At 70.3% G+C, this 24,135-nt stretch carries 19 protein-coding genes; 1 reads left to right on the plus strand and 18 read right to left on the minus strand.

From position 1 onward, the window contains the following. Window positions 1–63: 63 nt before the first annotated feature. The 4 genes from IE97_RS0132820 to IE97_RS39510 form a co-directional block, all read right to left on the minus strand. Window positions 64–549 (minus strand): GNAT family N-acetyltransferase, encoded by a 486-nt coding sequence (locus tag IE97_RS0132820; RefSeq protein WP_030248679.1) that lies wholly within the window; start codon window positions 547–549, stop codon window positions 64–66. Further along, window positions 546–1,490: an RluA family pseudouridine synthase gene (locus tag IE97_RS0132825; RefSeq protein ID WP_030248680.1), complete on the minus strand. Its 945-nt coding sequence runs from the start codon at window positions 1,488–1,490 to the stop codon at window positions 546–548. Before IE97_RS0132825 ends, IE97_RS0132820 begins: the two co-directional genes overlap by 4 nt. Before the next feature lie 55 nt (window positions 1,491–1,545). Beyond that, a complete protein-coding gene (lspA, locus tag IE97_RS0132830; protein ID WP_030248681.1) occupies window positions 1,546–2,235 on the minus strand; it encodes a signal peptidase II in 690 nt (229 codons plus the stop codon). 93 nt (window positions 2,236–2,328) lie between these two features. Continuing rightward, complete coding sequence (locus IE97_RS39510; protein ID WP_199807078.1) at window positions 2,329–3,690, minus strand: TraR/DksA family transcriptional regulator; 1,362 nt, start codon at window positions 3,688–3,690, stop codon at window positions 2,329–2,331. A 638-nt stretch (window positions 3,691–4,328) separates the two neighbouring features. Here IE97_RS39510 and ileS point away from each other — a divergent pair. Then, window positions 4,329–7,505 (plus strand): isoleucine--tRNA ligase, encoded by a 3,177-nt coding sequence (gene ileS / locus IE97_RS0132845; RefSeq protein ID WP_030248689.1) that lies wholly within the window; start codon window positions 4,329–4,331, stop codon window positions 7,503–7,505. A gap of 197 nt (window positions 7,506–7,702) precedes the next feature. Here ileS and IE97_RS0132850 read toward each other — a convergent pair whose 3' ends face one another. From IE97_RS0132850 to IE97_RS0132915, 14 genes are all read right to left on the minus strand, one after another. Beyond that, complete coding sequence (locus tag IE97_RS0132850) at window positions 7,703–8,827, minus strand: DivIVA domain-containing protein (protein WP_030248690.1); 1,125 nt, start codon at window positions 8,825–8,827, stop codon at window positions 7,703–7,705. A gap of 54 nt (window positions 8,828–8,881) precedes the next feature. Next, a complete protein-coding gene (locus tag IE97_RS0132855) occupies window positions 8,882–9,166 on the minus strand; it encodes a YggT family protein (RefSeq protein ID WP_030248691.1) in 285 nt (94 codons plus the stop codon). Window positions 9,167–9,237: 71 nt separating this feature from the next. Then, window positions 9,238–9,879: a cell division protein SepF gene (locus IE97_RS0132860; RefSeq protein ID WP_030248693.1), complete on the minus strand. Its 642-nt coding sequence runs from the start codon at window positions 9,877–9,879 to the stop codon at window positions 9,238–9,240. Between the two features lie 127 nt (window positions 9,880–10,006). Continuing rightward, window positions 10,007–10,726 (minus strand): YggS family pyridoxal phosphate-dependent enzyme, encoded by a 720-nt coding sequence (locus IE97_RS0132865; protein ID WP_030248695.1) that lies wholly within the window; start codon window positions 10,724–10,726, stop codon window positions 10,007–10,009. A 6-nt stretch (window positions 10,727–10,732) separates the two neighbouring features. Continuing rightward, the gene (pgeF, locus tag IE97_RS0132870) at window positions 10,733–11,464 is read right to left on the minus strand and encodes a peptidoglycan editing factor PgeF (protein WP_030248696.1); all 732 of its coding nucleotides are present in this window, start codon (window positions 11,462–11,464) and stop codon (window positions 10,733–10,735) included. 10 nt (window positions 11,465–11,474) lie between these two features. Then, window positions 11,475–12,668 carry a cell division protein FtsZ gene (ftsZ, locus tag IE97_RS0132875; protein ID WP_030248699.1) on the minus strand — a complete coding sequence of 398 codons (1,194 nt, stop codon included), beginning with the start codon at window positions 12,666–12,668 and terminating at the stop codon, window positions 11,475–11,477. 288 nt (window positions 12,669–12,956) lie between these two features. Continuing rightward, the gene (locus IE97_RS0132880) at window positions 12,957–13,751 is read right to left on the minus strand and encodes a cell division protein FtsQ/DivIB (RefSeq protein ID WP_030248701.1); all 795 of its coding nucleotides are present in this window, start codon (window positions 13,749–13,751) and stop codon (window positions 12,957–12,959) included. A gap of 26 nt (window positions 13,752–13,777) precedes the next feature. Continuing rightward, window positions 13,778–14,875, minus strand: a complete 1,098-nt coding sequence (murG, locus tag IE97_RS0132885) for an undecaprenyldiphospho-muramoylpentapeptide beta-N-acetylglucosaminyltransferase (RefSeq protein WP_030248702.1) — start codon at window positions 14,873–14,875, stop codon at window positions 13,778–13,780. A gap of 6 nt (window positions 14,876–14,881) precedes the next feature. Beyond that, window positions 14,882–16,246, minus strand: coding sequence for a putative lipid II flippase FtsW (ftsW, locus tag IE97_RS0132890; protein WP_030248704.1), 1,365 nt, complete (start codon window positions 16,244–16,246; stop codon window positions 14,882–14,884). 300 nt (window positions 16,247–16,546) lie between these two features. Continuing rightward, window positions 16,547–17,974, minus strand: coding sequence for a UDP-N-acetylmuramoyl-L-alanine--D-glutamate ligase (gene murD / locus IE97_RS0132895; RefSeq protein ID WP_030248705.1), 1,428 nt, complete (start codon window positions 17,972–17,974; stop codon window positions 16,547–16,549). Further along, window positions 17,956–19,047: a phospho-N-acetylmuramoyl-pentapeptide-transferase gene (mraY, locus tag IE97_RS0132900; protein ID WP_030248707.1), complete on the minus strand. Its 1,092-nt coding sequence runs from the start codon at window positions 19,045–19,047 to the stop codon at window positions 17,956–17,958. The genes murD and mraY overlap by 19 nt, the downstream gene beginning before the upstream one ends. After that, window positions 19,047–20,462: a UDP-N-acetylmuramoyl-tripeptide--D-alanyl-D-alanine ligase gene (locus tag IE97_RS0132905; RefSeq protein WP_030248710.1), complete on the minus strand. Its 1,416-nt coding sequence runs from the start codon at window positions 20,460–20,462 to the stop codon at window positions 19,047–19,049. The genes mraY and IE97_RS0132905 overlap by 1 nt, the downstream gene beginning before the upstream one ends. A gap of 28 nt (window positions 20,463–20,490) precedes the next feature. Next, on the minus strand, window positions 20,491–22,011 hold the full coding sequence (locus IE97_RS0132910; RefSeq protein ID WP_030248712.1) for a UDP-N-acetylmuramoyl-L-alanyl-D-glutamate--2,6-diaminopimelate ligase: 1,521 nt from the start codon (window positions 22,009–22,011) through the stop codon (window positions 20,491–20,493). Between the two features lie 182 nt (window positions 22,012–22,193). Then, window positions 22,194–24,135: peptidoglycan D,D-transpeptidase FtsI family protein (locus IE97_RS0132915; protein ID WP_037845159.1), on the minus strand; the 1,942-nt coding region annotated here is incomplete at its 5' end.

Here is a 24,135-nt window from a genome sequence, read left to right on the forward strand (position 1 = left end):
AAACCTGCCACGCAAATCCGGAGACAAACCGTTTCGGCACCCACCGTGGCCAGCGCGGCGGCCCTAGAGCGAACGCCGCATCCCCTGGTGCGGAATGCCCGCCTCCAAGTATTCCGGCCCGTGCGGCTCGTAGCCGAGCCGCTCGTAGAAGCCCAGCGCATGCGTCTGGGCGTGCAGGTCCACCGCCACGAGGCCCCGCGTGCGTGCCGCCTCCTCGATGGCCCGCACCAGGGCGACGCCGACGCCCAGCCCGCGTGCGTGGCCGGCCACGGCCAGCCGGCCGAGGGACCCCACGGACGGGTCGGCACCGGTCTGCGCGACGGCCGCCTCCCCGTACAGGAGCCGCCCGGTGCCGAGCGGCACCCCGTCCTCCCGGACCGCCAGCACATGGACGGCCCCGGGGTCGTACGCGTCGTACTCGATCTCCTCCGGCACCCCCTGCTCACCGACGAAGACCTCCTTGCGGACCGCGAAGCACGCCTCACGGTCGGCCGGATCCTCGGCGACCCGCACCACGTACGCCGGCGACTGCGACGACGGCCCGCTCATCCGTACGTCTCCTCCCGGACCTGGTCCAGGGCCTCCTGCAGGTCGGCCGGGTAGTCGCTCTCGAACTCCACCCACTGCCCGTCCCCCGGGTGCTCGAAGCCCAGCCGCACGGCGTGCAGCCATTGGCGGGTCAGCCGGAGCCGCTTGGCGAGCGTCGGGTCGGCGCCGTAGGTGAGGTCGCCGACGCAGGGGTGCCGGTGGGCGGCCATGTGGACGCGGATCTGGTGGGTGCGGCCGGTCTCCAGCTTCACGTCGAGCAGGGAGGCCGCACGGAAGGCCTCGATGAGGTCGTAGTGCGTGACGGACGGCTTGCCCTCGGCGGTGACCGCCCACTTGTAGTCGTGGTGCGGGTGCCGCCCGATGGGCGCGTCGATGGTGCCGCTGGTCGGGTCGGGGTGGCCCTGGACGAGCGTGTGGTACCGCTTGTCGACCGTGCGCTCCTTGAACTGGCGCTTGAGCGAGGTGTACGCGTACTCGGACTTGGCGACCACCATCAGCCCGGACGTGCCCACGTCGAGGCGGTGCACGATGCCCTGGCGCTCGGCGGCGCCCGACGTCGAGATGCGGTACCCGGCGGCGGCGAGGCCCCCGATGACGGTCGGCCCGCTCCAGCCCGGCGAGGGGTGGGCGGCCACGCCCACCGGCTTGGCGATCACGACCACGTCATCGTCGTCGTGCACGATCTCCATGCCCTCGACCGGCTCGGCCACCACCCGTACGGGCGCGGGCGCCTGCGGCATCTCGACCTCCAGCCAGGCGCCGCCGTGCACCCGCTCCGACTTGCCGACCACCGATCCGTCGACCGTGACCTTCCCGGCGGCGGCGAGCTCGGCCGCCTTGGTCCGCGAGAAGCCGAACATGCGGGAGATGGCGGCGTCGACGCGCTCGCCCTCCAGGCCGTCGGGCACGGGCAGGGTACGGATCTCGGGAATCGTGCTCACCCGTCGAGTATGCCGGACGGGTGAGACAGCCCCGTACGAGAGCCCCGACGGTCGCTCAGTCCTTGTGGACGGTCCCGTCCGGGTCGAGCCCCTTGAATGAGAGCAGCACGATCAGGATGCCGCCGCACACGATCGCCGAGTCGGCCAGGTTGAACACGGCGAAGTGCTTCGGCGCGATGAAGTCCACGACCGCGCCCTCGAAGACCCCCGGGGCCCGGAAGATCCGGTCGGTGAGGTTGCCCAGCGCACCGCCGAGCAGCAGGCCGAGCGCGATCGCCCAGGGCAGGCTGTAGAGCTTGCGGGCGAGCCGGGCGATCACCACGATGACCGCCGCCGCGATCATGGTGAAGATCACCGTGAAGGCCTCGCCGAAGCCGAAGGCCGCGCCCGCGTTGCGGATCGCCTCGAACTTCAGCCAGTCCCCGATGATCTCGATGGGCGGGTGGTGCTCCAGCTTGGCCACCACGATCAACTTGCTGCTCAGGTCGAGGGCGTAGGCGAACAGGGCGACCGCGAACAGGACAGCGATACGGCGCTTCCCCCGGGGCCGTCCCGGCGTGGCCTCCGGCCGGTCCGTGCCGGACGCTCCGGCGGCGGCCGCGTCGGTACCGGACTCACCGGCCGGGGCGGGGGCGCCCTCCGCGTCGGCGCGCTCGCCCGGCGCCGCCTCGCCGGGCCGCTCCTGCCCGTTACCGGCCGCGTCCGGTGTGTCCGGCGTACCGATGATGCGTTCCGCCTCTGCCACGTGAGTGAGTCCCTCGACCTAGGTGCCTGACTGAGGACGAGGGTACGGCACGTGCCGTGCGCCTCACGTGCTCAGGAGGTATTCGGCGGCCGGTCAGTACCTGCGCTCCTGCTTCTGCTTGCACTCCACGCACAGTGTGGCCCGCGGGAAGGCCTGCATGCGGGCCTTGCCGATGGGGTTGCCGCAGTTCTCACACAGTCCGTAGGTGCCCGTTTCGAGACGTTCCAGGGCTCGCTCGGTCTGGACGAGCATCTCGCGTGCGTTGGCGGCCAGGGCCAGCTCGTGCTCACGCGTGATGTTCTTGGTACCGGTGTCCGCCTGGTCGTCGCCCGCGCCGTCCCCGGAGTCCCGCATCAGACCGGCGAGTGACCGCTCGGACGAGGTGATCTCCTCACGGAGCCGCGTCTCCTCGGACATCAGCTCGGCACGCGCCTCGTCGACCTCCTCCGCCGTCCATGGGTCCTCACCCGGGCGTACCGCGAGCTCACCGGGCTCGGCAGCGCCGCGCGCCTTGGGAACCGCCGTCTTGGCGGCCGTGGCCGCGCCAGGAGTCTTCTTCGCACCCACCGTCGTCGCTCCCGTCTGCTGCGCGGCCTCGACCGCACCCGCCTTCTTGGCCGGGCTGCGCCCGGCCGTGTCCTGTGTGACCGCGCCGGTCCGGGCGGTGCCCTTGCCGGTCGCGCCCTTCGTGGTGGTGCTCCTGCCCGCGCCGCGCACGCCCTCGGCCTCGACGCCCTTCTCCGCGGCGACGGCCTCGGCGGCCTTCGCCCGTTCGACAGCGGCCTTCCTTTCCACCGTCTTCTCGGCAGCCGTCTCCTTGGTCGGGGGGTTTTCGGCCCCGGTCTTCTTGGCTGCGGTCTTCTTGACAGCCGTCTTCTTGGCTGCCGTCTTCTTGGCTGCGGTCCCCTTCGCTGCGGTCTTCTCGGCGGCCGTCTCCCTGACTGTCGCCCCTTTCGCTGCCCCCTTGGCAGCCGTGTTCTTCGCAGCCGGCTCTGTCGCAGCCATCCCCTCGGCCGCCACCTTCCTGGCTGCCGCTTTCTTCGCCGCCCCCTTGGCAGCCGCCTTCCCGGTAGCCGCCTTACCGGCTGGGGCCTTCTTCTCGGCCGGGGCCCGTTCAGCCGCGGTCTTCTTGGCAGGCGTCTTTCCGGCCGCCGTCTTTCCGGCCGCCGTCCTCTCGACCGGAGCCTTGGCCGCGGCCTTCGTGGTCGGCACCTTCTTGGCCACGGCTTTCCCGGTGGCGGCCTTCGTGGTCGTGACTTTCTTGACGGCCGCCTTCGTCTTCGAGACAGCCGCCTTCGTCCCCCCGGCCGCCTTCCCGGCCGCCCCCTTCACCGCCCGCCCCGCCGAGCCCCCCTGCGTCGTCTTCTTCCCGCCCACATCCTTGGCCGCACCGCCGGAGGCCTCCGCGGACCTGCCGGACGCCGGCTGCTGTACGGCGGTCTTCTTCGCCACCATGGCCGCGGCCCCTTCACATATTGTGATCTTGCTCGCGAAATCGTGCTGGGACGATAAATCGACTTGAGTCCCGCGGCAACGGGGCACACCGCCCGATTCGCCCGCCTCGAGCACGCCACGCGGCGAACCTGCATCCGTTGTGCCCAGCTCCCCGCTCGGTAATCCGCCCAGCGGGACGTCCCAGGATCCGAACACCTATACCTCGCCCTTCAGGTCATCAAACCCATAAATCATCCAAATGCCACTTTCCACCCCGACCCACAGGCCCCTCCACCCCCAGCCGCCCCGAAAAGCGGTCGGCCGCTTCCCGCACGGCGCCGTACACTGGCCGCAGCGAAAAGCGTGGATGGGGACGAGTAGCGGCGTACGCAGCCCAGAGCGACCCGGGGACGGTGGGAGCCCGGGGGCGAGCGCGACGTGAAGATCACCCCGGAGCCGCCGGAAGAAAGCCGCAGCCGAGCGCCGCGGCGAGTAGAACCGGCATCGCGACCCCAATGAGGGGGCTCGCCGACGCACACCCCGCGCCGGAGAGCCAAGGAGGGTGGTACCGCGGGAGCGCGCCGAAGGCGGCGCAGGCACAGACACAGCTCTCGTCCCTCCGGACGGAAGGCAGCAAGTCCGCCGGAGGAAGCCCGCTGATGACATCGCCGACGTACCGCCAGGTACCCGCCCAGGTCGACCTGCCCGCCCTGGAGCACGCCGTGCTCGACTTCTGGCGCGAGCAGAAGATCTTCACCAAGAGCCTGGAACAGTCCGAGGGACGCCCCGAGTGGGTGTTCTACGAGGGCCCGCCCACCGCCAACGGCATGCCCGGCGCCCACCACATCGAGGCCCGCGTCTTCAAGGACGTCTTCCCCCGCTTCCGCACCATGCGCGGCTACCACGTGGCCCGCAAGGCCGGCTGGGACTGCCACGGCCTCCCGGTGGAGCTGGCCGTCGAGAAGGAGCTCGGCTTCTCCGGCAAGCAGGACATCGAGGCCTACGGCATCGCGGAGTTCAACGCGAAGTGCCGCGAGTCGGTGACCCGGCACACGGACGCCTTCGAGGCGCTCACCACCCGCATGGGCTACTGGACCGACCTCACCGAGCCCTACCGCACCATGGACCCCGAGTACATCGAGTCGGTCTGGTGGTCGCTCAAGGAGATCTTCGGCAAGGGGCTGCTGGCCCAGGACCACCGCGTCGCCCCCTGGTGCCCCCGCTGCGGCACGGGCCTGTCGGACCACGAGCTGGCGCAGGGCTACGAGACGGTCGTCGACCCGTCGGTCTACGTGCGCTTCCCGCTCACCTCCGGCCCGCTGGCCGGCGAGGCCGCGCTCCTGGTCTGGACGACCACGCCCTGGACGCTGGTCTCCAACACGGCGGTCGCCGCCCACCCCGAGGTCACCTACGTCGTCGCCACCAACGGCGAGGAGAAGCTCGTCGTCGCCGAGCCGCTGGTCGCCAAGGCCCTCGGCGAGGGCTGGGAGACCACCGGCCAGACCTTCACGGGCGCCGAGATGGAGCGCTGGACCTACCAGCGGCCGTTCGAGCTGGTGGAGTTCCCGAGCGTCAGCGAGGGAACCAATGGTCACAGCCCCGAGGCCGCGCACTTCGTCGTCAACGCCGACTACGTCACGACCGAGGACGGTACGGGTCTGGTCCACCAGTCCCCTGCCTTCGGTGAGGACGACCTCAAGGTCTGCCGCTCCTACGGCCTGCCGGTCGTGAACCCGGTCCGCCCGGACGGCACCTTCGAGGAGGACGTCCCCCTGGTCGGCGGCGTCTTCTTCAAGAAGGCCGACGAGAAGCTCACCGCCGATCTCGACGAGCGCGGCCTGCTCTTCAGGCACATCCCGTACGAGCACAGCTACCCGCACTGCTGGCGCTGCCACACCGCGCTGCTCTACTACGCGCAGCCCTCCTGGTACATCCGCACCACGGCGCTCAAGGACCGCCTCCTCGCGGAGAACGAGAACACCAACTGGTTCCCGGACACGGTCAAGCACGGCCGGTACGGCGACTGGCTGAACAACAACATCGACTGGGCGCTGTCCCGCAACCGCTACTGGGGCACCCCGCTGCCGATCTGGCGCTGCGAGGACGACCACCTCACCTGCGTCGGCTCCCTCGCGGAGCTCACCGAGCTGACCGGCACGGACCAGTCGGGCCTTGACCCGCACCGGCCGTTCATCGACGAGGTCACCTTCGCCTGCCCGCAGGACGGCTGCGGCAGCACGGCCACGCGCGTGCCCGAGGTCATCGACGCCTGGTACGACTCGGGTTCGATGCCGTTCGCGCAGTGGGGCTACCCGTACAAGAACAAGGAACTGTTCGAGGCCCGCTACCCGGCGCAGTTCATCTGCGAGGCCATCGACCAGACCCGCGGCTGGTTCTACACGCTGATGGCGGTCGGCACGCTGGTCTTCGACAAGTCGTCGTACGAGAACGTCGTCTGCCTCGGCCACATCCTCGCCGAGGACGGCCGCAAGATGTCCAAGCACCTGGGCAACACCCTGGAGCCGATCCCGCTCATGGACCGGCACGGCGCGGACGCGGTGCGCTGGTTCATGGCGGCCGGCGGTTCCCCCTGGGCGGCCCGCCGCGTCGGCCACGGCACCATCCAGGAGGTCGTCCGCAAGACGCTCCTCACGTACTGGAACACGGTCGCCTTCCAGGCCCTGTACGCCCGTACGTCCGGCTGGGCCCCGTCCGAGGCCGACCCGGCCCCGGCCGACCGCCCGGTCCTGGACCGCTGGCTGCTGTCCGAACTGCACGCGCTCACCGACCAGGTCACCCAGTCCCTGGACGCCTACGACACCCAGCGCGCCGGCAAGCTGCTGTCCGCGTTCGTCGACGACCTGTCGAACTGGTACGTGCGCCGCTCGCGTCGCCGTTTCTGGCAGGGCGACAAGGCGGCGCTGCGCACCCTGCACGAGGTCGTCGAGACGGTCACGCAGCTGATGGCCCCGCTGACCCCGTTCATCACCGAGCGGGTCTGGCAGGACCTGATCGTTCCGGTCACCCCGGGTGCTCCGGAGTCGGTCCACCTGTCGTCCTGGCCCGAGGCGGACCTCTCCGCCATCGACCCGGAGCTGTCGAAGCAGATGGTGCTGGTGCGCCGGCTGGTGGAGCTGGGCCGGGCCACCCGCGCGGAGTCGGGGGTCAAGACGCGTCAGCCGCTGTCCCGCGCCCTGATCGCGGCGACGGGCTTCGACGCGCTGGACTCCGAACTGCGCACCCAGATCACGGAGGAGCTGAACGTCGAGTCGCTGGCGACGCTGAGCGAGGTCGGCGGCTCCCTGGTCGACACCACCGCGAAGGCCAACTTCCGCGCGCTGGGCAAGCGGTTCGGCAAGCGTGTCCAGGACGTGGCGAAGGCCGTCGCGAACGCGGACGCGGCCGCCCTGTCCCTGGCCCTGCGCGAGGGCACGGCCTCGGTCGAGGTCGACGGCGAGACCATCACGCTCGCTCCCGACGAGGTGATCATCACGGAGACGCCGCGCGAGGGCTGGTCGGTGGCGTCGGACTCCGGCGCGACGGTCGCCCTGGACCTGGAGATCACGGAGGAGCTGCGCCGTGCGGGTCTCGCCCGTGACGCGATCCGTCTGATCCAGGAGGCCCGCAAGAACAGCGGCCTCGACGTGGCCGACCGCATCGCACTGCGCTGGACGGCTACCGACCCGGCCGTCACCGAGGCCTTGACCGAGCATGCCGGCCTGATCGCCGACGAGGTCCTGGCGACGGACTTCGCACAGGGCGAGGCGGACGGCCCGTACGGCGAGCCGTTCACCGACGAGGGGCTTTCCCTGACGTTCCGCCTGCGCAAGGCATAACCTCCCCGGGCCGAACGGCCCGAAGGCCCGGACCCGTCAAAAATCTTGGTGGGTCCGGGCCTTCGGCGTTGCGTACGCTCGAACGCGAGTGCGCGGGCACGAACACGCGCGGCAAAAGGCGAGGCCCCGGGTCCTGGACCCGGGGCCTCGCCCTGAACGCTGCCGACGTCTACGCCGTACTACTGGCCATCAGGCCGTCAGTTGTCATCCTCGTCGATCAGGAAGCCTCGCATGGGCGAGGGCGCCTGACCCATCGGCGAGGGGCCCTGCGGACGCACCGGCGCCATCGGCTGGGTCATCGCCGGCGACATCTGCTGCTGACCGCCGTAGGACGGACCGGACGGCGAGGGACCGCCGCCCATCGTCTGGTTGCCACCGCCGTAGGACGGGGCGCTCGCGCCGGCCGGAGCCATGGAAGGCGCCGGGGACGGCGGGAGCGAGGCGGCCGCAGGAGTGCGCGGCGGGGCCAGCGAGTCGTCGGCCTGGGTCTCCAGCTGACGCAGCTGCGACTCCAGGTACGACTTCAGGCGCGTGCGGTACTCGCGCTCGAAGCCGCGCAGGTCCTCGACCTTGCGCTCCAGCGTGGCGCGGGCGGACTCCAGGGAGCCCATCGCGACACGGTGCTTCTCCTGCGCGTCCCGCTCCAGGGCGTCGGCCTTGGCACGGGCGTCACGCTCCAGACCCTCGGCACGCGAACGCGCCTCGCCGACGATCTTGTTGGCTTCGGAACGGGCCTCGGCGATCGCCTGGTCGGCGGTCTGCTGGGCCAGCGAGAGGACACGGGCGGCGCTGTCGCCACCGGGGCCTCCCTGACCGGGGCCGCCCATCGGACCGCCCATGGGGCCGCCCATCGGACCACCCATCTGCTGCTGCATCGGGGGCTGGCCCATCGGGCCCGGACCGCCCGGACCCTGGCCCATCGGACCGGGACCCTGCGGACCACCCTGACCGCCGGGACCGGCGGGCAGCTGCGGGGCACCGCTCGGCAGCTGGGGCGGACCACCCATGGGGCCACCCATCTGCTGCTGCGGCGGGCCCGATATGCCGGCGGGTACAGGACCCCCAGGACCGCGCATGCCCTGCTGCTGCTGTTGCTGCTGATCCTGCTGCTCCGGAGGCTTGCGCATGTTCTGCTGGTTCTGGGCAGCAGCGCGCGTGGCCGCGGCCAGTTTGGCGCGCAGGTCCTCGTTCTCGCGGAGCAGGCGGGTCAGTTCGGCTTCGACCTCATCGAGGAAGGCATCGACCTCGTCCTCGTCATAGCCTTCTCGGAGGCGGACGGTCGTGAACTGCTTGTTCCGCACGTCCTCGGGGGTCAACGGCATCTCTTCACCTCAACGTAGTCGTCGGCATTCGGCAAGACCAGTAGTTCACATCGCTCACAGCCGGCTCACGATCGAGATCAGGATGTAGACGATGATCATCAGAACGAAGAAGGACAGGTCGAGCGCCACGCCCCCGAGACGCAGCGGCGGGATGACCCGCCGCAGAAGCTTGAGCGGTGGATCCGTGACAGTGTAGGTGGCCTCCAGAACGACCACCATCGCCTTGCCGGGTTGCCATGAGCGGGCGAACTGGAAGACGTAGTCCATGACCAGCCGGAAGATGAGCACGATGAGGAAGCACATCAGCGCGATGTAGACGACATCCAGAACCACGCTCATGACCTCTTGCTTCCCTCTCCCCTGCGCCCTGCTCGTTACTGCCTGTTTACTGCTGTTTCCGGTGTTACGTCTCAGCTCTGGTTGAAGAACCCGCCCTCTGCGATGCGGGCCTTGTCCTCCGCCGTGACATCGACGTTAGCAGGCGACAACAGGAACACCTTCTGCGTCACCCGCTCGATGCTGCCGTGAAGACCAAACACCAAACCGGCCGCAAAGTCGACAAGTCGCTTCGCATCTGTGTCGTCCATCTCAGTCAGATTCATGATCACCGGGGTGCCTTCACGGAAGTGTTCCCCGATGGTACGGGCCTCGTTGTAGGTCCGCGGGTGGAGCGTGGTGATCCGGTAAGGCTCTCGTTCGGACACGACCTTGGGCATGATCACCGGTGCGTTCTTCTCCAGACTTGCGCGTTCTTGTGTGATGGACGCCACGGGCGCGATGCGCGCCGGGCGCCCGGATTCCGCGGCGAGCGAAGCGGAACGGGGGGCCGGCTCGCGGGGTGCGGGCGGCTGCACGACTCGCACCTCTTCGTCCCTTTGGGGCTGATGTGAGATATGTGACTGATGGGACGGCTCGTGCCGTCGGTGCTCCCGCTCGGGTTCAGGGTCGAGTTCAGGTTCGAAGTCGTCGTCGGGGTCGAATCCGCGGCCGTCGTACCCATCGTCCTCCACGAGGCCGAGGTAGACCGCCATCTTGCGCATCGCGCCGGCCATGCTCTGAGTCCTCCGCTCTGTGGTGGATCGGCTGACGACTGCCAAGTGCCCGCGATCCACGAGGCCCTTGTCCGCCTAACGGCGGCAATGACCATATTTTCTGCTGTGGTCCGACTTCCTGGCGACGTTACCGGAGCCTGGGGCGGACTCCGAGTACCGCGCTGCCGACGCGCACATGTGTCGCTCCGGCCGCCACGGCATCTTCGAGGTCCGCACTCATCCCTGCCGAGACCATGGTGGCAGCCGGATGGCTCCTGCGCAGGTCAGTCGACAAATCCATCAACCGCCCGAACGCCGCCCGTTCGCGTCCCGCGTACTCTCCGGTGAGCGGCGCGACGGTCATCAGCCCATCGAGTCGCAGCCCCGGGGCCGCGGCCACGAGACCGGCCAACTCCTCGATCCCGCCGGGCGCCACGCCGCCCCGTTCACCCCGGGCGCTGACGCCGGCGTCGAGTGCGACCTGGATGAGACACCCGAGTTCGCGCCCGGCCCGGACGGCCTCCTTCGACAGAGCTGTGACGAGCTTGGAACGATCGACCGACTGCACGAAGTCCGCGTAACCGGCCACGGATCGCACTTTGTTGGTCTGGAGTTGACCGACAAAATGCCAAGTAAGGGGCAGATCCGCACAGGCCGCGGCCTTGGGAGCCGCGTCCTGGTCGCGGTTCTCGGCGACGTGGCGGACGCCGAGTTCCGACAGGATCCGCACATCGCTCGCCGGATAGGTCTTGGTGACCACGATCAGGGTCACCTCGTCGCGCTCGCGTCCCGCGGCGGCGCACGCGTCGGCGATGCGCCGCTCCACCTTCGCCAGATTTGCGGCGAGTTCGTCCTTACGGTCCGTCATGTCCCATCAGTCCAGCCAGACATAGCCCGCCAGCCGACCGGTGGTGCGGTCGCGGCGGTACGAGAAGTGATCGTCCGACTCCAGCGTGCACACCGGAGACTGCGCCCGGTCACGCACCCCGAGCCGTTCGAGCTGGGCGTGCACTCCGGCGCTCACGTCGACCGCCGGCGTGCCCCAGCTCGTCTCGGCGTACGCCGCCGGCTCGACGGCGGACACCTCGGCGCGCATCGCCTCCGGCACTTCGTAACACCGGCCGCAGACGGTGGGTCCGGTGCGGGCGACGATCCGGGAGGGCTCGGCACCCAGCTCCGTCATCGCGCGTAGCGCGGCCGGGACGACTCCGGCGATCATGCCGGGCCGGCCCGCATGGGCCGCGGCGACGATCCCGGCCACGGGGTCGGCGAGCAGCACCGGCACGCAGTCGGCGGTGAGAACGGCGAGGGCGAGCCCCCGCCGCACGGTGACGATCGCGTCGACCGACGGGACCTCGGACGAAGATCCCCACGGTCCGTCCACCACCGCCACGTCGGCCCCGTGCACCTGGTTCATCCAGACCACCCGGTCCGGCTCGACGCCCAGGGACTTGGCGGCCAGTTCGCGGTTGGCGCGTACGGCGCCGGGGTCGTCGCCGACCGCTCCGCCGAGGTTGAGCTCCTCATACGGAGCGGCGCTCACCCCGCCCCACCGGTCGGTGAAGCCGAAGTGCGCGCCGCTCACGCTTTCGCGCTGTCCTATCACCACTGAAGGATCACTTGAGGAAGTCCGGTACGTCCAGTTCCTCGGCCGCGCTGTCCGAGTAGGTCCGCGGCGCCGGCGGGACCGGCGGGGCGACCGGGATGTCACTGACCGGCTCCGGAGCGGGCTCCGGGTCCTCCTTCGGGGTCACGCTGCCGAGCGATCCGAAGGACGGGCGGCTCTCGCTCTGCCGGGCCGGGGCCGGCTCCTCGCGCTTGGCCGAGGACGAGCCGAGGACGTTGTCCCGCTTGGCCGGGGGCTGGCCGCCGTCGAAGCCGGCCGCGATCACGGTCACCCGGACCTCGTCGCCGAGGGCGTCGTCGATCACCGCGCCGAAGATGATGTTGGCCTCGGGGTGGGCGGCCTCGCTCACCAGCTGGGCGGCCTCGTTGATCTCGAACAGGCCGAGGTCCGAGCCACCGGAGATGGAGAGCAGCACGCCCCGGGCACCGTCGATGGACGCCTCCAGCAGCGGCGAGGAGATCGCCATCTCGGCCGCGGCCACCGCGCGGTCGTCGCCGCGGGCCGAGCCGATGCCCATCAGGGCCGAGCCCGCCTCGGACATGACCGACTTGACGTCGGCGAAGTCGAGGTTGATGAGGCCGGGGGTGGTGATGAGGTCGGTGATGCCCTGCACACCGGAGAGGAGGACCTGGTCGGCCGACTTGAAGGCGTCGAGCACCGAGACCTGGCGGTCCGAGATGGACAGCAGCCGGTCGTTCGGGATGACGATGAGGGTGTCGACCTCTTCGCGGAGCTCGGCGATGCCGTCCTCGGCCTGGTTGGCACGGCGCCGTCCCTCGAAGGTGAACGGGCGCGTGACCACACCGATGGTGAGGGCACCGAGCGAGCGGGCGATGTTGGCCACGACGGGCGCGCCGCCGGTGCCGGTGCCGCCGCCTTCACCGGCTGTCACGAAGACCATGTCGGCCCCCTTGAGGACCTCCTCGATCTCCTCGCGGTGGTCCTCGGCGGCCTTGCGGCCCACGGCCGGGTTGGCTCCGGCGCCGAGTCCGCGGGTGAGTTCACGGCCGACGTCCAGCTTGACGTCGGCGTCGCTCATCAACAGAGCTTGCGCGTCGGTGTTGATGGCGATGAACTCGACGCCCTTGAGACCGACCTCGATCATCCGGTTGATGGCATTGACACCACCGCCGCCGACACCGATGACTTTGATGACTGCGAGGTAGTTCTGCGGTGCTGCCACGTCGAAGGCCTCTCGCCTCGAGTTACGTGTCGCCGAATCACCGTGACGCGCTGCGCCCCGCGACCCGACGACTGATGCCGAATGGGACGGTCCGTATCGCCGACCCGAACCCTAACCCTGAAGTTTAGGGTTACCAGTGTGTCTGTTCCTTGGAGTCTTCTGAACAGGACACTAAGTCGACAAGTGGCGCACGTTCAACGAACACGCCGAACCTCCCGTTTTTCTTTTCACCCTATGTGATCAGCCGTAGCACTGCCCAACCAGGGTGCTGGCCTGCGCGGATGTGCGTCAACTCCCTGATGACGCGGGCGCGGTGGGAACACTCACGTCGAAGTGCCGTGCGCGCGGCGTGGCTTTCATGAGGGCGGTGAGCGCACGGGCCTTCGAGGCGCCCTTCTCACTGCTCCCCCAGGTGACCGTACGGCCGTCCCTCAACTCCAGCGAGATGCCGTCGTAGGACCGGACTTTGACGGACCGCGTCTCGCGTGCGACGGCGGCCGGAACGGCCCGGGCGACGCCCACCGCCTCGCGCACCAGCCGGGCCTCGCCGAAGCGGCGCAGGCTGGCGGTGGCGGAGCTGGACCGGGAGGGCGTCAATTCCAGCGCGGGCACACCTTTCGGCGCCTCAGAAACCGTGGCGAAACGGACACCTTCATCGTCCACTTCGACGAACTTTCCGCCTTTTTGGACATAGAGAACCGGAGTCCGCTCGACCACTTTCAGCCCGATTCCATGGGGCCAGGAGCGGACCACGTCAACCGAGTCGATTCGGGGCAATTTCCGGCGCAGTCGTGTCTCGATCGCATCGGTGTCGACGGAAATCAGCGGCTTCCCGAGGGGAACGTCGGCGGCCGCCTCGACCTGAGCCGGCGTCAGGACTCGGGTGCCCGACACCGACACGGTCTCGGCGCGCAGCCACGCGGAACCGTAGAAGAGCCAGACCGTCGGGAAACCGACGAAGACCAGAACGAGACCCAGGATGACGATCACACGAAGCCGGGCCCGCCTCGACCGCAGAAGGGGCGGCGGGCCGGACGACTCCTGCTTGCGTTCACCGCGCTCGGCGGTGGTCGATCCGGCCACGCTCCCCTGCCTTCCGTCATACGGTCCTAACGATGTGCACGACTGGCGGCGATCGCCTCGTACACCATGCCGACGAGCAGGTCGTCGGCGTCCCGGCGGCCGAACTCGGCGGCGGCGCGGGACATCTGGTACAGCCGGTGCGGGTCGGCGAGCACGGGCAGCACGTTCTGCTGGACCCACTCGGGGGTCAGCTCCGCGTCGTCGACCAGCAGACCGCCACCAGCCTTGACCACCGGCTGGGCGTTGAGCCGCTGTTCGCCGTTGCCGATGGGCAGCGGGACGTAGGCGGCCGGCAGCCCGACGGCGGAGAGCTCGGCGACGGTCATCGCGCCCGCGCGGCAGAGCATCATGTCGGCCGCGGCGTACGCGAGGTCCATCCGGTCCAGGTAACTTACCGGGATGTAGGGGGGCATTCCCGGCATCTGGTGGACCTGCGGCAGTTCGTTCTTCGGGCCGACCGCGTGCAGGATCTGGATTCCGGCCTGCTGGAGCCACGGAGCGACCGTCTGCACGACCTCGTTGAGTCGGCGGGCGCCCTGGGAGCCACCGGAGACGAGCAGTGTGGGCAGGTTCGGGTCGAGCCCGAACGCGGCACGCGCCTCGGGGCGTACGGCGGCCCGGTCCAGGGTGGCGATGGAGCGGCGCAGCGGGATGCCGATGTAGCGGGCGCCCCGCAGCTTGCTGTCCGGGGTGGAGACGGCGACCTGGCTGGCGTAGCGCGAGCCGATCTTGTTGGCCAGGCCCGGGCGGGCGTTGGCCTCGTGGATGACGATCGGCACACCAAGACGCTTGGCCGCGAGGTAGCCGGGCAGGGCGACGTAGCCGCCGAAGCCGACCACGGCATCCGCCCTGGTGCGCTCCAGGATCTGCTCGGTCGCCTTGATCGTGCCGCGCAGCCGGCCCGGGACGGTGATCAGTTCGGGGGTGGGCTTGCGTGGCAGCGGTACGGCGGGGATCAGCGCGAGTTCGTACCCACGCTCGGGTACCAGACGTGTCTCGAGGCCGCGCTCCGTGCCCAGGGCCGTGATGCCCACGCTCGGATCCTGCCTGCGCAGGGCGTCCGCGAGGGCGAGCGCGGGCTCGATGTGGCCCGCGGTTCCTCCGCCGGCGAGTACGACATGCACCGAAATTCACCGCTCTCCGGACGTACGCGCCGCCGAGGCACGCCGTCGCATCGTGTTCCATCTCCGGGGACTCCGCTTGGAACCGGTGCCCCCAGCCCCCCGCTTTCTACCAAAGCGGGGTTGCCGCATCGCAAGCGCCGCCCGCGCAGCGGGCTCGTCACGCGCGAAGGCGATCAGCAGCCCGATGGCGAACATGGTCGGCAGCAGGGCGGATCCTCCGTAGGAGAACAGCGGGAGAGGGACGCCGGCGATCGGCAGCAGACCGAGCACCGCACCGATGTTGATCACGGCCTGGGCCGTGATCCAGGTGGTCACGCCTCCCGCGGCGTACCTGACGAAGGGGTCCTCCGTGCGTCCGGCCACGCGGATACCCGCATAGCCTAGAGCCGCGAAGAGGGCGAGTACCGACAGCGTCCCCGCCAGGCCCAGTTCCTCACCGGTGACGGCGAAGATGAAGTCGGTGTGGGCTTCGGGGAGTTGGCCCCATTTCTCCACACTCGCACCCAGCCCGGAGCCGAAGATCCCGCCGGAGGCGAGCGCGTAGATCCCGTGCACGGCCTGCCAGCAGTCGACGGGTCCCGACTGGGGCTCGGTGGCCCCGAGGCACTGCAGGCGGGCCATCCGGTTGGGGCTGGTCCTGATGAGGATCAGGCCGAGCACGGCCGCGACCGACAGCACTCCGGCGAACAGCCGGGTGGGTGCGCCGGCCAGCCAGAGCAGGCCGAACAGGATGGCCGTGAGGATGATCGCGGTGCCCATGTCGCCGCCGATCATGATCAGGCCGAGCAGCATGAAGGCGGCCGGCACCAGCGGCACGAGCATGTGCTTCCACTGGGTCAGCAGCCTCTTGTCCTGTTTGCGGGCCAGCAGGTCGGCGCCCCACAGGACGAGGGCGAGCTTGCCGAACTCACTGGGCTGGATCTGGAAGGAGCCGCCGACCGCGATCCAGTTCTGGTTGCCGTTGACCGACACTCCTATCCCCGGGACCTGCACCAGGACCATCAGGAAGACGGCGCCCGCGAGGATCGGGTAGGCCAGTGCCCGGTGCAGCTTCACCGGCATCCGGGAGGCCGCGAACAGCAGACCGGCGCCGATGACCGCCGCGAGCAGCTGCTTGCGGAAGAAGTACGAACCCGGCAGCGACATCTGGAGCGCGGTGATCTGCGAGGCCGAGTAGACCATCACCAGGCCCAGCACGGTGATCAGCAGACTGCCGCCGAAGATGAGGTAGTAGGCGGTCAGGGGGCGGTCCCAGCCCCTGCGCGCACGGTGGTAGAAGGCCAGGACACCGTTCTGGGGCGGGATCCGGGGCGCGGTGGGGCGCTTGGGAGCGCGTGGGGCCGGAGGCCGTCCGGTGCGGCTGGTGGGCATCGCCGCTCACCCCGCCATGCCGGAGTGGGTCGTTCCGCGGCTGGCGGGTGTTTCGGACGTCCAGTGCGGTGCCCGCGGCGTCCGGTGCGTGCCCTCGGCGTGCCGGACGAGGACCCTCGTAGCAGAGCTGCTCGGGTCTTGGGCCGGTGCGGCGAGGGTGCGTGCCGGGCGCCGTGGGTGCTGTGCGGGACTTACCGAACCCCCCCTGACGTTCCCCGGCCGCTCGGGCACCAGCCACATCCGTGTCACGCGTCCCTCCCAGGTACGCCCGGCACCGCCGCCGGGCGAGGCGGACCCGGGTCAGCCCTCGGCGGAGCCGAGCTCACGAACGGCGTCCGCGAAAGCGTCCCCGCGCTTGTTGTAGTTGGCGAACATGTCCATGGAGGCGCAGGCCGGAGCCAGCAGCACCGTGTCACCGGTGCGGGCGAGGCCGCGCGCCTCCTGAACCGCCGCACGCATCGCCCCAGTGTCGGTCCGGTCGAGGTCGACGACGGGTACTTCCGGGGCGTGTCGCGCCAGGGCTTCACGGATGAGCCGGCGGTCCGCGCCGATCAGCACGGCCCCGCGCAGCCGCTTCGCCGACTTGGCCACCAGTTCGTCGAAGGTCGCACCCTTGGCCAGCCCGCCCGCGATCCACACGATCGACTCGTAGGCCGCCAACGAGGCCTCCGCCGCATGGGTGTTGGTGGCCTTGGAGTCGTCGACGTAGGTCACACCCTCCACATCCGCCACGTGCGCAATGCGGTGGGCGTCCGGGGTGAAGGCCCGCAGGCCGTCCCGTACGGCCTTGGCGGGTACGCCGAAGGCGCGTGCGAGGGCCGCCGCCGCGAGGGCGTTGGCGATGTTGTGCGGGGCCGGCGGGTTGACGTCGGCGACCTCGGCGAGCTCCTGGGCGTTCTTCTGCCGGTTCTCGACGAAGGCCCGGTCGACCAGGATGCCCTCGACGACGCCGAGTTGGGAGGGCCCGGGCGTGCCCAGCGTGAAGCCGATGGCCCGGCAGCCCTCCTCGACGTCGGCCTCCCGGACCAGGTCCTCGGTCGCCTTGTCGGCGGCGTTGTAGACGCAGGCGATCCGATTGCCCTCGTAGATGCGGCCCTTGTCGGCGGCGTAGGCCTCCATGGAGCCGTGCCAGTCGAGGTGGTCGGGAGCGAGGTTGAGCACGGCGGCCGAGTGGGCGCGCAGGGACGGCGCCCAGTGCAGCTGGTAGCTGGACAGTTCCACGGCCAGGACGTCGTACTGCTCCTCGCCGAGCACCGCGTCCAGCAGAGAGACACCGATGTTGCCGACGGCGGCCGTGCGCAGGCCGGCCGCCTTCAGGATCGACGCCAGCATCTGGACGGTGGTGGTCTTGCCGTTGGTGCCGGTGACGGCCAGCCAGGGAGCGGCGTCGGGGCCGCGCAGGCGCCAGGCCAGTTCGACGTCGCCCCAGACCTCGACGCCGGCCTTCTCCGCCGCCGCGAACAGCGGCTTGTCCGGCTTCCAGCCGGGCGCTGTCACGATCAGCTCGGTGCCCTCCGGCAGGGTGTCGCCATCGCCCAGGCGCACGGTGACCCCCAGGGCCTCCAGGTCCGCCGCCTGGGTCCGTGCCCGCTCGTCGTCGCCGTCGTTGACGACGGTGACCCGCGCGCCGAGTCCGTGCAGCACCTTGGCCGCCGGGACGCCGGAGACACCGAGCCCGGCGACGGTGACGTGCTTGCCCTGCCAGTTGATCACTTGTCCGCTGCCCATCCCGCATAGAAGAGGCCAAGTCCGACAATCACACAGATACCCTGGATGATCCAGAAGCGGACCACCACAAGGACCTCGGACCAGCCCTTGAGTTCGAAGTGGTGCTGGAGTGGCGCCATCCGGAAGACGCGCTTGCCGGTCAGGCGGAAGGAACCGACCTGGATCACCACGGACATGGTGATCAGGACGAACAGGCCGCCCAGGATGGCGAGCAGCAGCTCGGTGCGGGAGCAGATCGCGAGCCCCGCGAGCACACCGCCGAGCGCCAGTGAACCGGTGTCACCCATGAAGATCTTGGCCGGAGAGGTGTTCCACCACAGGAAGCCGAGGCAGGCACCCATCAGCGCGGAGGCGACCACCGCGAGGTCGAGCGGGTCTCTCACCTCGTAGCAGGCGCCCGGGTTGGTCAGGGTCTGCGCGTTGGCGCAGGACTCCTGGAACTGCCAGACGCCGATGAAGGTGTAGGCGCCGAAGACGAGCACCGAGGCGCCGGTGGCCAGGCCGTCCAGACCGTCGGTCAGGTTCACACCGTTCGACATCGCGAGGATCATGAACAGCGCCCAGACCACGAACAGCACGGGGCCGATCGTCCAGCCGAAGTCCGTGATGAACGACAGCTTCGTGGAGGCCGGGGTGTTGCCGCGGTTGTCCGCGAACTGCAGCGAGAGCACCGCGAAGCCGATGCCGACGATCAGCTGGCCGGCCATCTTCGCCTTGGCCCGCAGACCCAGCGAACGCCGCTTGACGATCTTGATGTAGTCGTCGAGGAAGCCGACCAGACCCATGCCGACCATCAGGCCGAGCACCAGCAGACCCGAGAAGGTCGGCGCCGCGTCGGCCTCCGGGTCCAGATAGCCCGTGATCACCTTGGCCAGGAAGTACGCGGCGACCGTCGCCAGGATGAAGGCGATACCGCCCATGGTCGGCGTACCGCGCTTGCTGGCGTGCTCCCGCGGCCCGTCGTCGCGGATGTACTGGCCGTAGCCCTTGCGGGCCAGCAGCTTGATCAGCAGCGGCGTGCCGACCAGGGTCAGGAAGAGACCAATGACTCCTGCGAACAGGATCTGCTTCATCATCGGGCGGAAACCTCACCCTCGGCACCGGACTCGAGCAGCGCCTGCGCCACGCTCTCGAGGCCGACCGAACGGGACGCCTTCACGAGTACGACGTCTCCCGGGCGCAACTCGCTGCGCAACAGGTCGACCGCCGCCTGTGCGTCGGACACGTGCACCGACTCCTCACCCCACGAACCCTCGTTATATGCGCCCAGTTGCAGCCAGGCGGCTTCCCTGCCACCGACCGCGACGAGCTTGCTGACGTTGAGCCGGACGGCGAGCCGTCCGACCGCGTCGTGCTCGGCGAGAGCCTCGTCCCCGAGCTCGGCCATCTTGCCGAGCACCGCCCACGTCCGCCGCCCCTTGCCGATCGCCACGAGCGCGCGCAGAGCGGCTCGCATGGACTCGGGGTTCGCGTTGTAGGCGTCGTTGACGACCGTCACGCCGTCCGGGCGCTCGGTGACCTCCATCCGCCAGCGGGAGAGGGAGCCCGCCTCGGAGAGCGCGACGGCGATCTCGTCTGCGGACATGCCCAACTCGTGGGCGACGGCGGCCGCGGCGAGCGCGTTCGACACGTGGTGCTCACCGTACAGGCGCATGGTCACATCGCTTGCACCGGAGGGTGTGTGAAGCCTGAACGAGGGCTGTCCGGTGTCCGTGAGTCGCACGTTCTCGGCGCGAACGTCCGCTTCGCCGGACTCTCCGAAAAAGAGCACCTTCGCCTTCGTACGGGAGGCCATGGCCCGTACGAAGGGGTCGTCCGCGTTGAGGATCGCGGTGCCGCCGTCGGCCTCGGCGGGGAGGGACTCGACGAGTTCGCCCTTGGCCTGGGCGATCTGCTCGCGGCCGCCGAACTCGCCGATGTGGGCGCTGCCGACGTTCAGGACGAGACCGACCTTGGGGGGCGTCAGGTCGGTGAGGTAGCGGATGTGCCCGATACCGCGGGCGCCCATCTCCAGGACGAGGAACCTCGTCTCCTCGGTGGCGCTGAGCGCGGTCAGCGGCAGCCCGATCTCGTTGTTGAGGGAGCCGGGCGTGAAGACCGTCGGCGCCTTGCGCTGGAGCACCTGCGCGATGAGGTCCTTGGTGCTGGTCTTGCCCGCCGAGCCGGTGAGGGCGACGAGGGTGGCGCCGAGGCGGCGTACGACGTGCCGGGCGAGGGCGCCGAGGGCGGTCTGGACGTCGTCCACGACGATCGCGGGCACGCCGACGGGCCGGGTGCCGAGCACGGCCACCGCTCCCGCCTCGACGACCGCCGCCGCGAAGTCGTGGCCGTCCGCGCGCTCACCGGCGAAGGCCACGAACAGGCTGCCCGGCCCCGCCTCGCGGGAGTCCCGGACGACCGGGCCGGTGACCTGGACGGACGGGTCCGGTATGTCGTGCGTCTGCCCGCCGACGACTTCTGCGATCTCGGCGAGGGAGAGGGCGATCACAAGTTCATCCCCTGGATCATGCGGGATTTCATCCCTGGGTCTTCTGGATGGCTTCGCGAAGCACCTGGCGGTCGTCGAAGGGACGGACCACCCCGGCGATGTCCTGGCCCTGCTCGTGGCCCTTGCCCGCGACCAGGACGGTGTCGCCCGGTTCGGCGCGGGCGACGGCGGCGGCGATCGCGGCGGCCCGGTCCTCGAAGACCGCCACCTCGCCGCGCTCGTACGCGGGCACGGAGGCCGCGCCCTGGAGCATCGTCGCGAGGATCGCGAGGGGGTCCTCGCCGCGGGGGTTGTCGGAGGTCAGTACGGCGGTGTCCGCGAGCCGGGCCGCGGCGGCGCCCATGGGCCCGCGCTTGGTCTTGTCCCGGTCGCCACCGCAGCCGAGGACGATGTGCAGCTTGCCGTCGGTGACCTTGCGCAGGGCCCGCAGCACGGACTCGACGGCGTCGGTCTTGTGGGCGTAGTCGACGACCGCGAGGTAGGGCTGCCCGGCGTCCACCCGCTCCAGGCGGCCCGGCACTCCGGGGACGGCGGCGACGCCGTCGGCGGCGGCCTGCGGGTCCAGGCCGGCGACGGCGAGGGCGACGATCGCGGCGAGCGTGTTGGCCACGTTGAAGGGGCCCGGCAGCGGCGACTTGGCGGCGATCCGCTCGCCCTTGGGGCCGATGACGGTGAACGTGGAGTCCAGCCGGCCGACCACGACGTCCTCGGCGCGCCAGTCCGCGTCGGGGTGGCCCTCGGCGGAGTAGGTGACGACCGGGACGGTGGCCTCGTTCGCCAGTCGGCGGCCGTACTCGTCGTCGACGTTGACCACGCCGAGTTTGCCGCGCTTCGGCGTGAACAGCTGCGCCTTGGCCTGGAAGTAGTCCTCCATGCCCGAGTGGAACTCCATGTGTTCCGGGCTGAGGTTGGTGAAGACGCCGATGTCGAAGACACAGCCGTCGACCCGGCCGAGGACCAGGGCGTGGCTGGAGACCTCCATCGCGACCGCGTCGACGCCGCGTTCGCGCATCACGGCGAACAGGGCCTGCAGGTCGGTGGCTTCGGGGGTGGTCCGCTCGGACTTGATGCGCTCGTCTCCGATGCGCATCTCGACCGTGCCGATCAGGCCGGTGGACCGGACCGTCTTCAGGCCGCCCTCGACGAGGTAGGCGGTGGTGGTCTTGCCGGAGGTGCCGGTGATGCCGATCTGGAGCAGGTCCCGGCCGGGGTGGCCGTAGATCGTGGCGGCCAGCTCGCCCATCCGCCCGCGCGGGTCGTCGACGACCAGCACCGGCAGTCCCGACGCGGCCGCGCGCTCGGCGCCGGTCGGGTCGGTCAGCACGGCGGCGGCGCCGAGGCCCGCGGCCTGGTTGACGAAGTCCGCGCCGTGCAGACGGGCGCCCGGGAGGGCGGCGTAGAGGTCGCCGGGGCGCACGGCGCGCGAGTCGTGGGTGATGCCCTTGACCTCGGCGGCGCTCGCCGGCGCGGTGGCACCCAGCTGATCGGCGAGTTCCGCGAGGGGTGTGGCGGAGACGTGCACCGGCCTGGGCGGCCCGGGGTATGTCACGGGTTGGCCCTTCTGGGTGGTTTGGGACTGATCAGCGTGTGGCACGGCGGTGAGCGTACCGGGCGTACCCGCCTCCGGGCGAAGCGAGGGGCGGGCAGCGCTCTGGTTCCCGGGATCGGGGGTGATCGTTGTCACGAGGTGGTTCCTGGCTGGTTCCGTGCTGATCGGGCGACTGTGGCCGATCAGCGCCTGAAGGTGACCGGCAGCTTCGCGGGCTTGGCCCCGGTGGGCGGGACCTGGAGGGATTTCAGTGCGAACTCCATGACCTGCTTGTAGACGGGGCCGCAGATCTGGCCGCCGAAGTAGCTGCCGCTGGTGGCGTTCTGGATGGCGCAGTAGACGGTGACGCGGGGCTTGTCGGCGGGCGCGAACCCGGCGAAGGACGAGGTGTAGCCGTGGTACTTGCCGGTGGCCGGATCCACGCGGTTCGCCGTGCCCGTCTTGCCCGCGACGCGGTAGCCGGGGATGCGCGCCTTGGTGCCGGTGCCCTCCTCGTCGTCCACGACGGACTCCAGCATCTGGGCGAGCGTCTTCGCGGTCTTCGCGCTGACGACCCGCTTCTTCTCGGGCGCGGGGGCCGGGGTGAAGCGGCCGTCGGGCCCCTTGGTGCCGCGGACGAGCGTGGGTGCGACCCGGACGCCGCCGTTGGCGATGGTCGAGTACACGGACGCCGCCTGCATGGCGTTGATGGAGACGCCCTGGCCGAAAGGGATCGTGTACTGCTGCGAGGTCGACCACTTGTCGGGCGGGGCCAGGATGCCCTTGGTCTCGCCGGGGAAGCCCAGGCCGGTCTCGCTGCCGAGGCCGAACTCACGCAGGTAGTGGTAGAGGACCTTGTTGGCCTGGGCCTGGGTCTTGCCGAGCTGGCCGGTGGCGAGGATGGTGCCGATGTTGCTGGACTTGGCGAGGACGCCGTTGAGGGTCAGGTACCAGGTCGGGTGGTCGATGTCGTCCTTGAAGAGCCGGTCGCCGCGGTGCAGCCGGTTGGGCACGACGACGTTGGTCATCGGGGTGGCGGCGTTCTCCTCCAGGACGGCCGCCATCGACATGACCTTGGCGGTGGAACCGGGTTCGAAGGCGTCCTGGACGGCGGCGTTGCCGAGGGCGGCCGGGTCGGCGTCGGACAGGTCGTTCGGGTCGAAGCCGGGTGAGTTGGCCATGGCCAGGATCTCGCCGGTGCGGGTGTCCTGGACGATGACGTACCCGCGGTCGGCCGCGGACTCCTTCACCTGGTCGCTGATGGCCTTCTGGGCGGCCCACTGGATGTCGCGGTCGATGGTGAGCTCGACGTCGCTGCCGGGCACGGCGGGCGTCTCGGTGGAGCCCGCGGTGGGGACGAGGCGGCCGCCGGACTGGGCGTAGCGGATCTTGCCGTCCTTGCCGGCGAGCTGCTTGTCGAGCTGCAGTTCGATGCCGCCGCCGGGCTTGCCCTCGCCGTTGACCCAGCCCAGTATCCCGGCGGCGAGGTCGGCGTTGGGATACACGCGCTTGCTGGTGGCGACGGAGAAGACGCCCGAGAGGACGTTGGGCGTGGACTTGTCGGTCTCCGCCTTCTTGGCGAGCGCGGACTTCAGGTCCTTGATCTGCTTCCAGACCTGCGGGGTCTGGCGGGAGGCCAGTTTCACGTACCGCAGGGCCTCGTTCTCCGGCCGCAGCTTCTTGACCAGCGTCTCCTGGTCCTGGCCGAGGATCGGTGCGAGCAGGGCGGCCGCCTGCTCGGGCCCGTCCCCGATCTTCAGCATGTCGGGGGCGAACATCGTGGGGTCGGCGGTGATGTCGTAGGCGTCCTCGCTGGTCGCCAGGGCCACGCCGGACCGGTCGGTGATCTCGCCCCGGTCCGCGGCGAGCACCTGCCCGACGTACCGGTTCTGCTCGGCCTTCGCGGCGTACGTGCTCGCGTCGACGGCCTGTACCTGGAACAGCCGCACGACGAAGGCGACCAGCACCAGCGTCAGGGCGAGCCCGACCAGGCGCAGCCGGGGCCGGGGGCTGGCCAGGCGCAGCGGCCGGGGCGCACCCGGACGTCCCTGCGCAGGGCGTCGCGCGGGCCTGGCACCGGGCCCGGGCCGGCGGCGGGCGTCGGGGCGGGGCCCCCGCCGGGCGTCGGGGCGGGCGGGCCTGGCG

Origin of the sequence: Streptomyces sp. NRRL S-455, from assembly GCF_000717875.1 — a bacterium.
GTDB lineage: Bacteria > Actinomycetota > Actinomycetes > Streptomycetales > Streptomycetaceae > Streptomyces.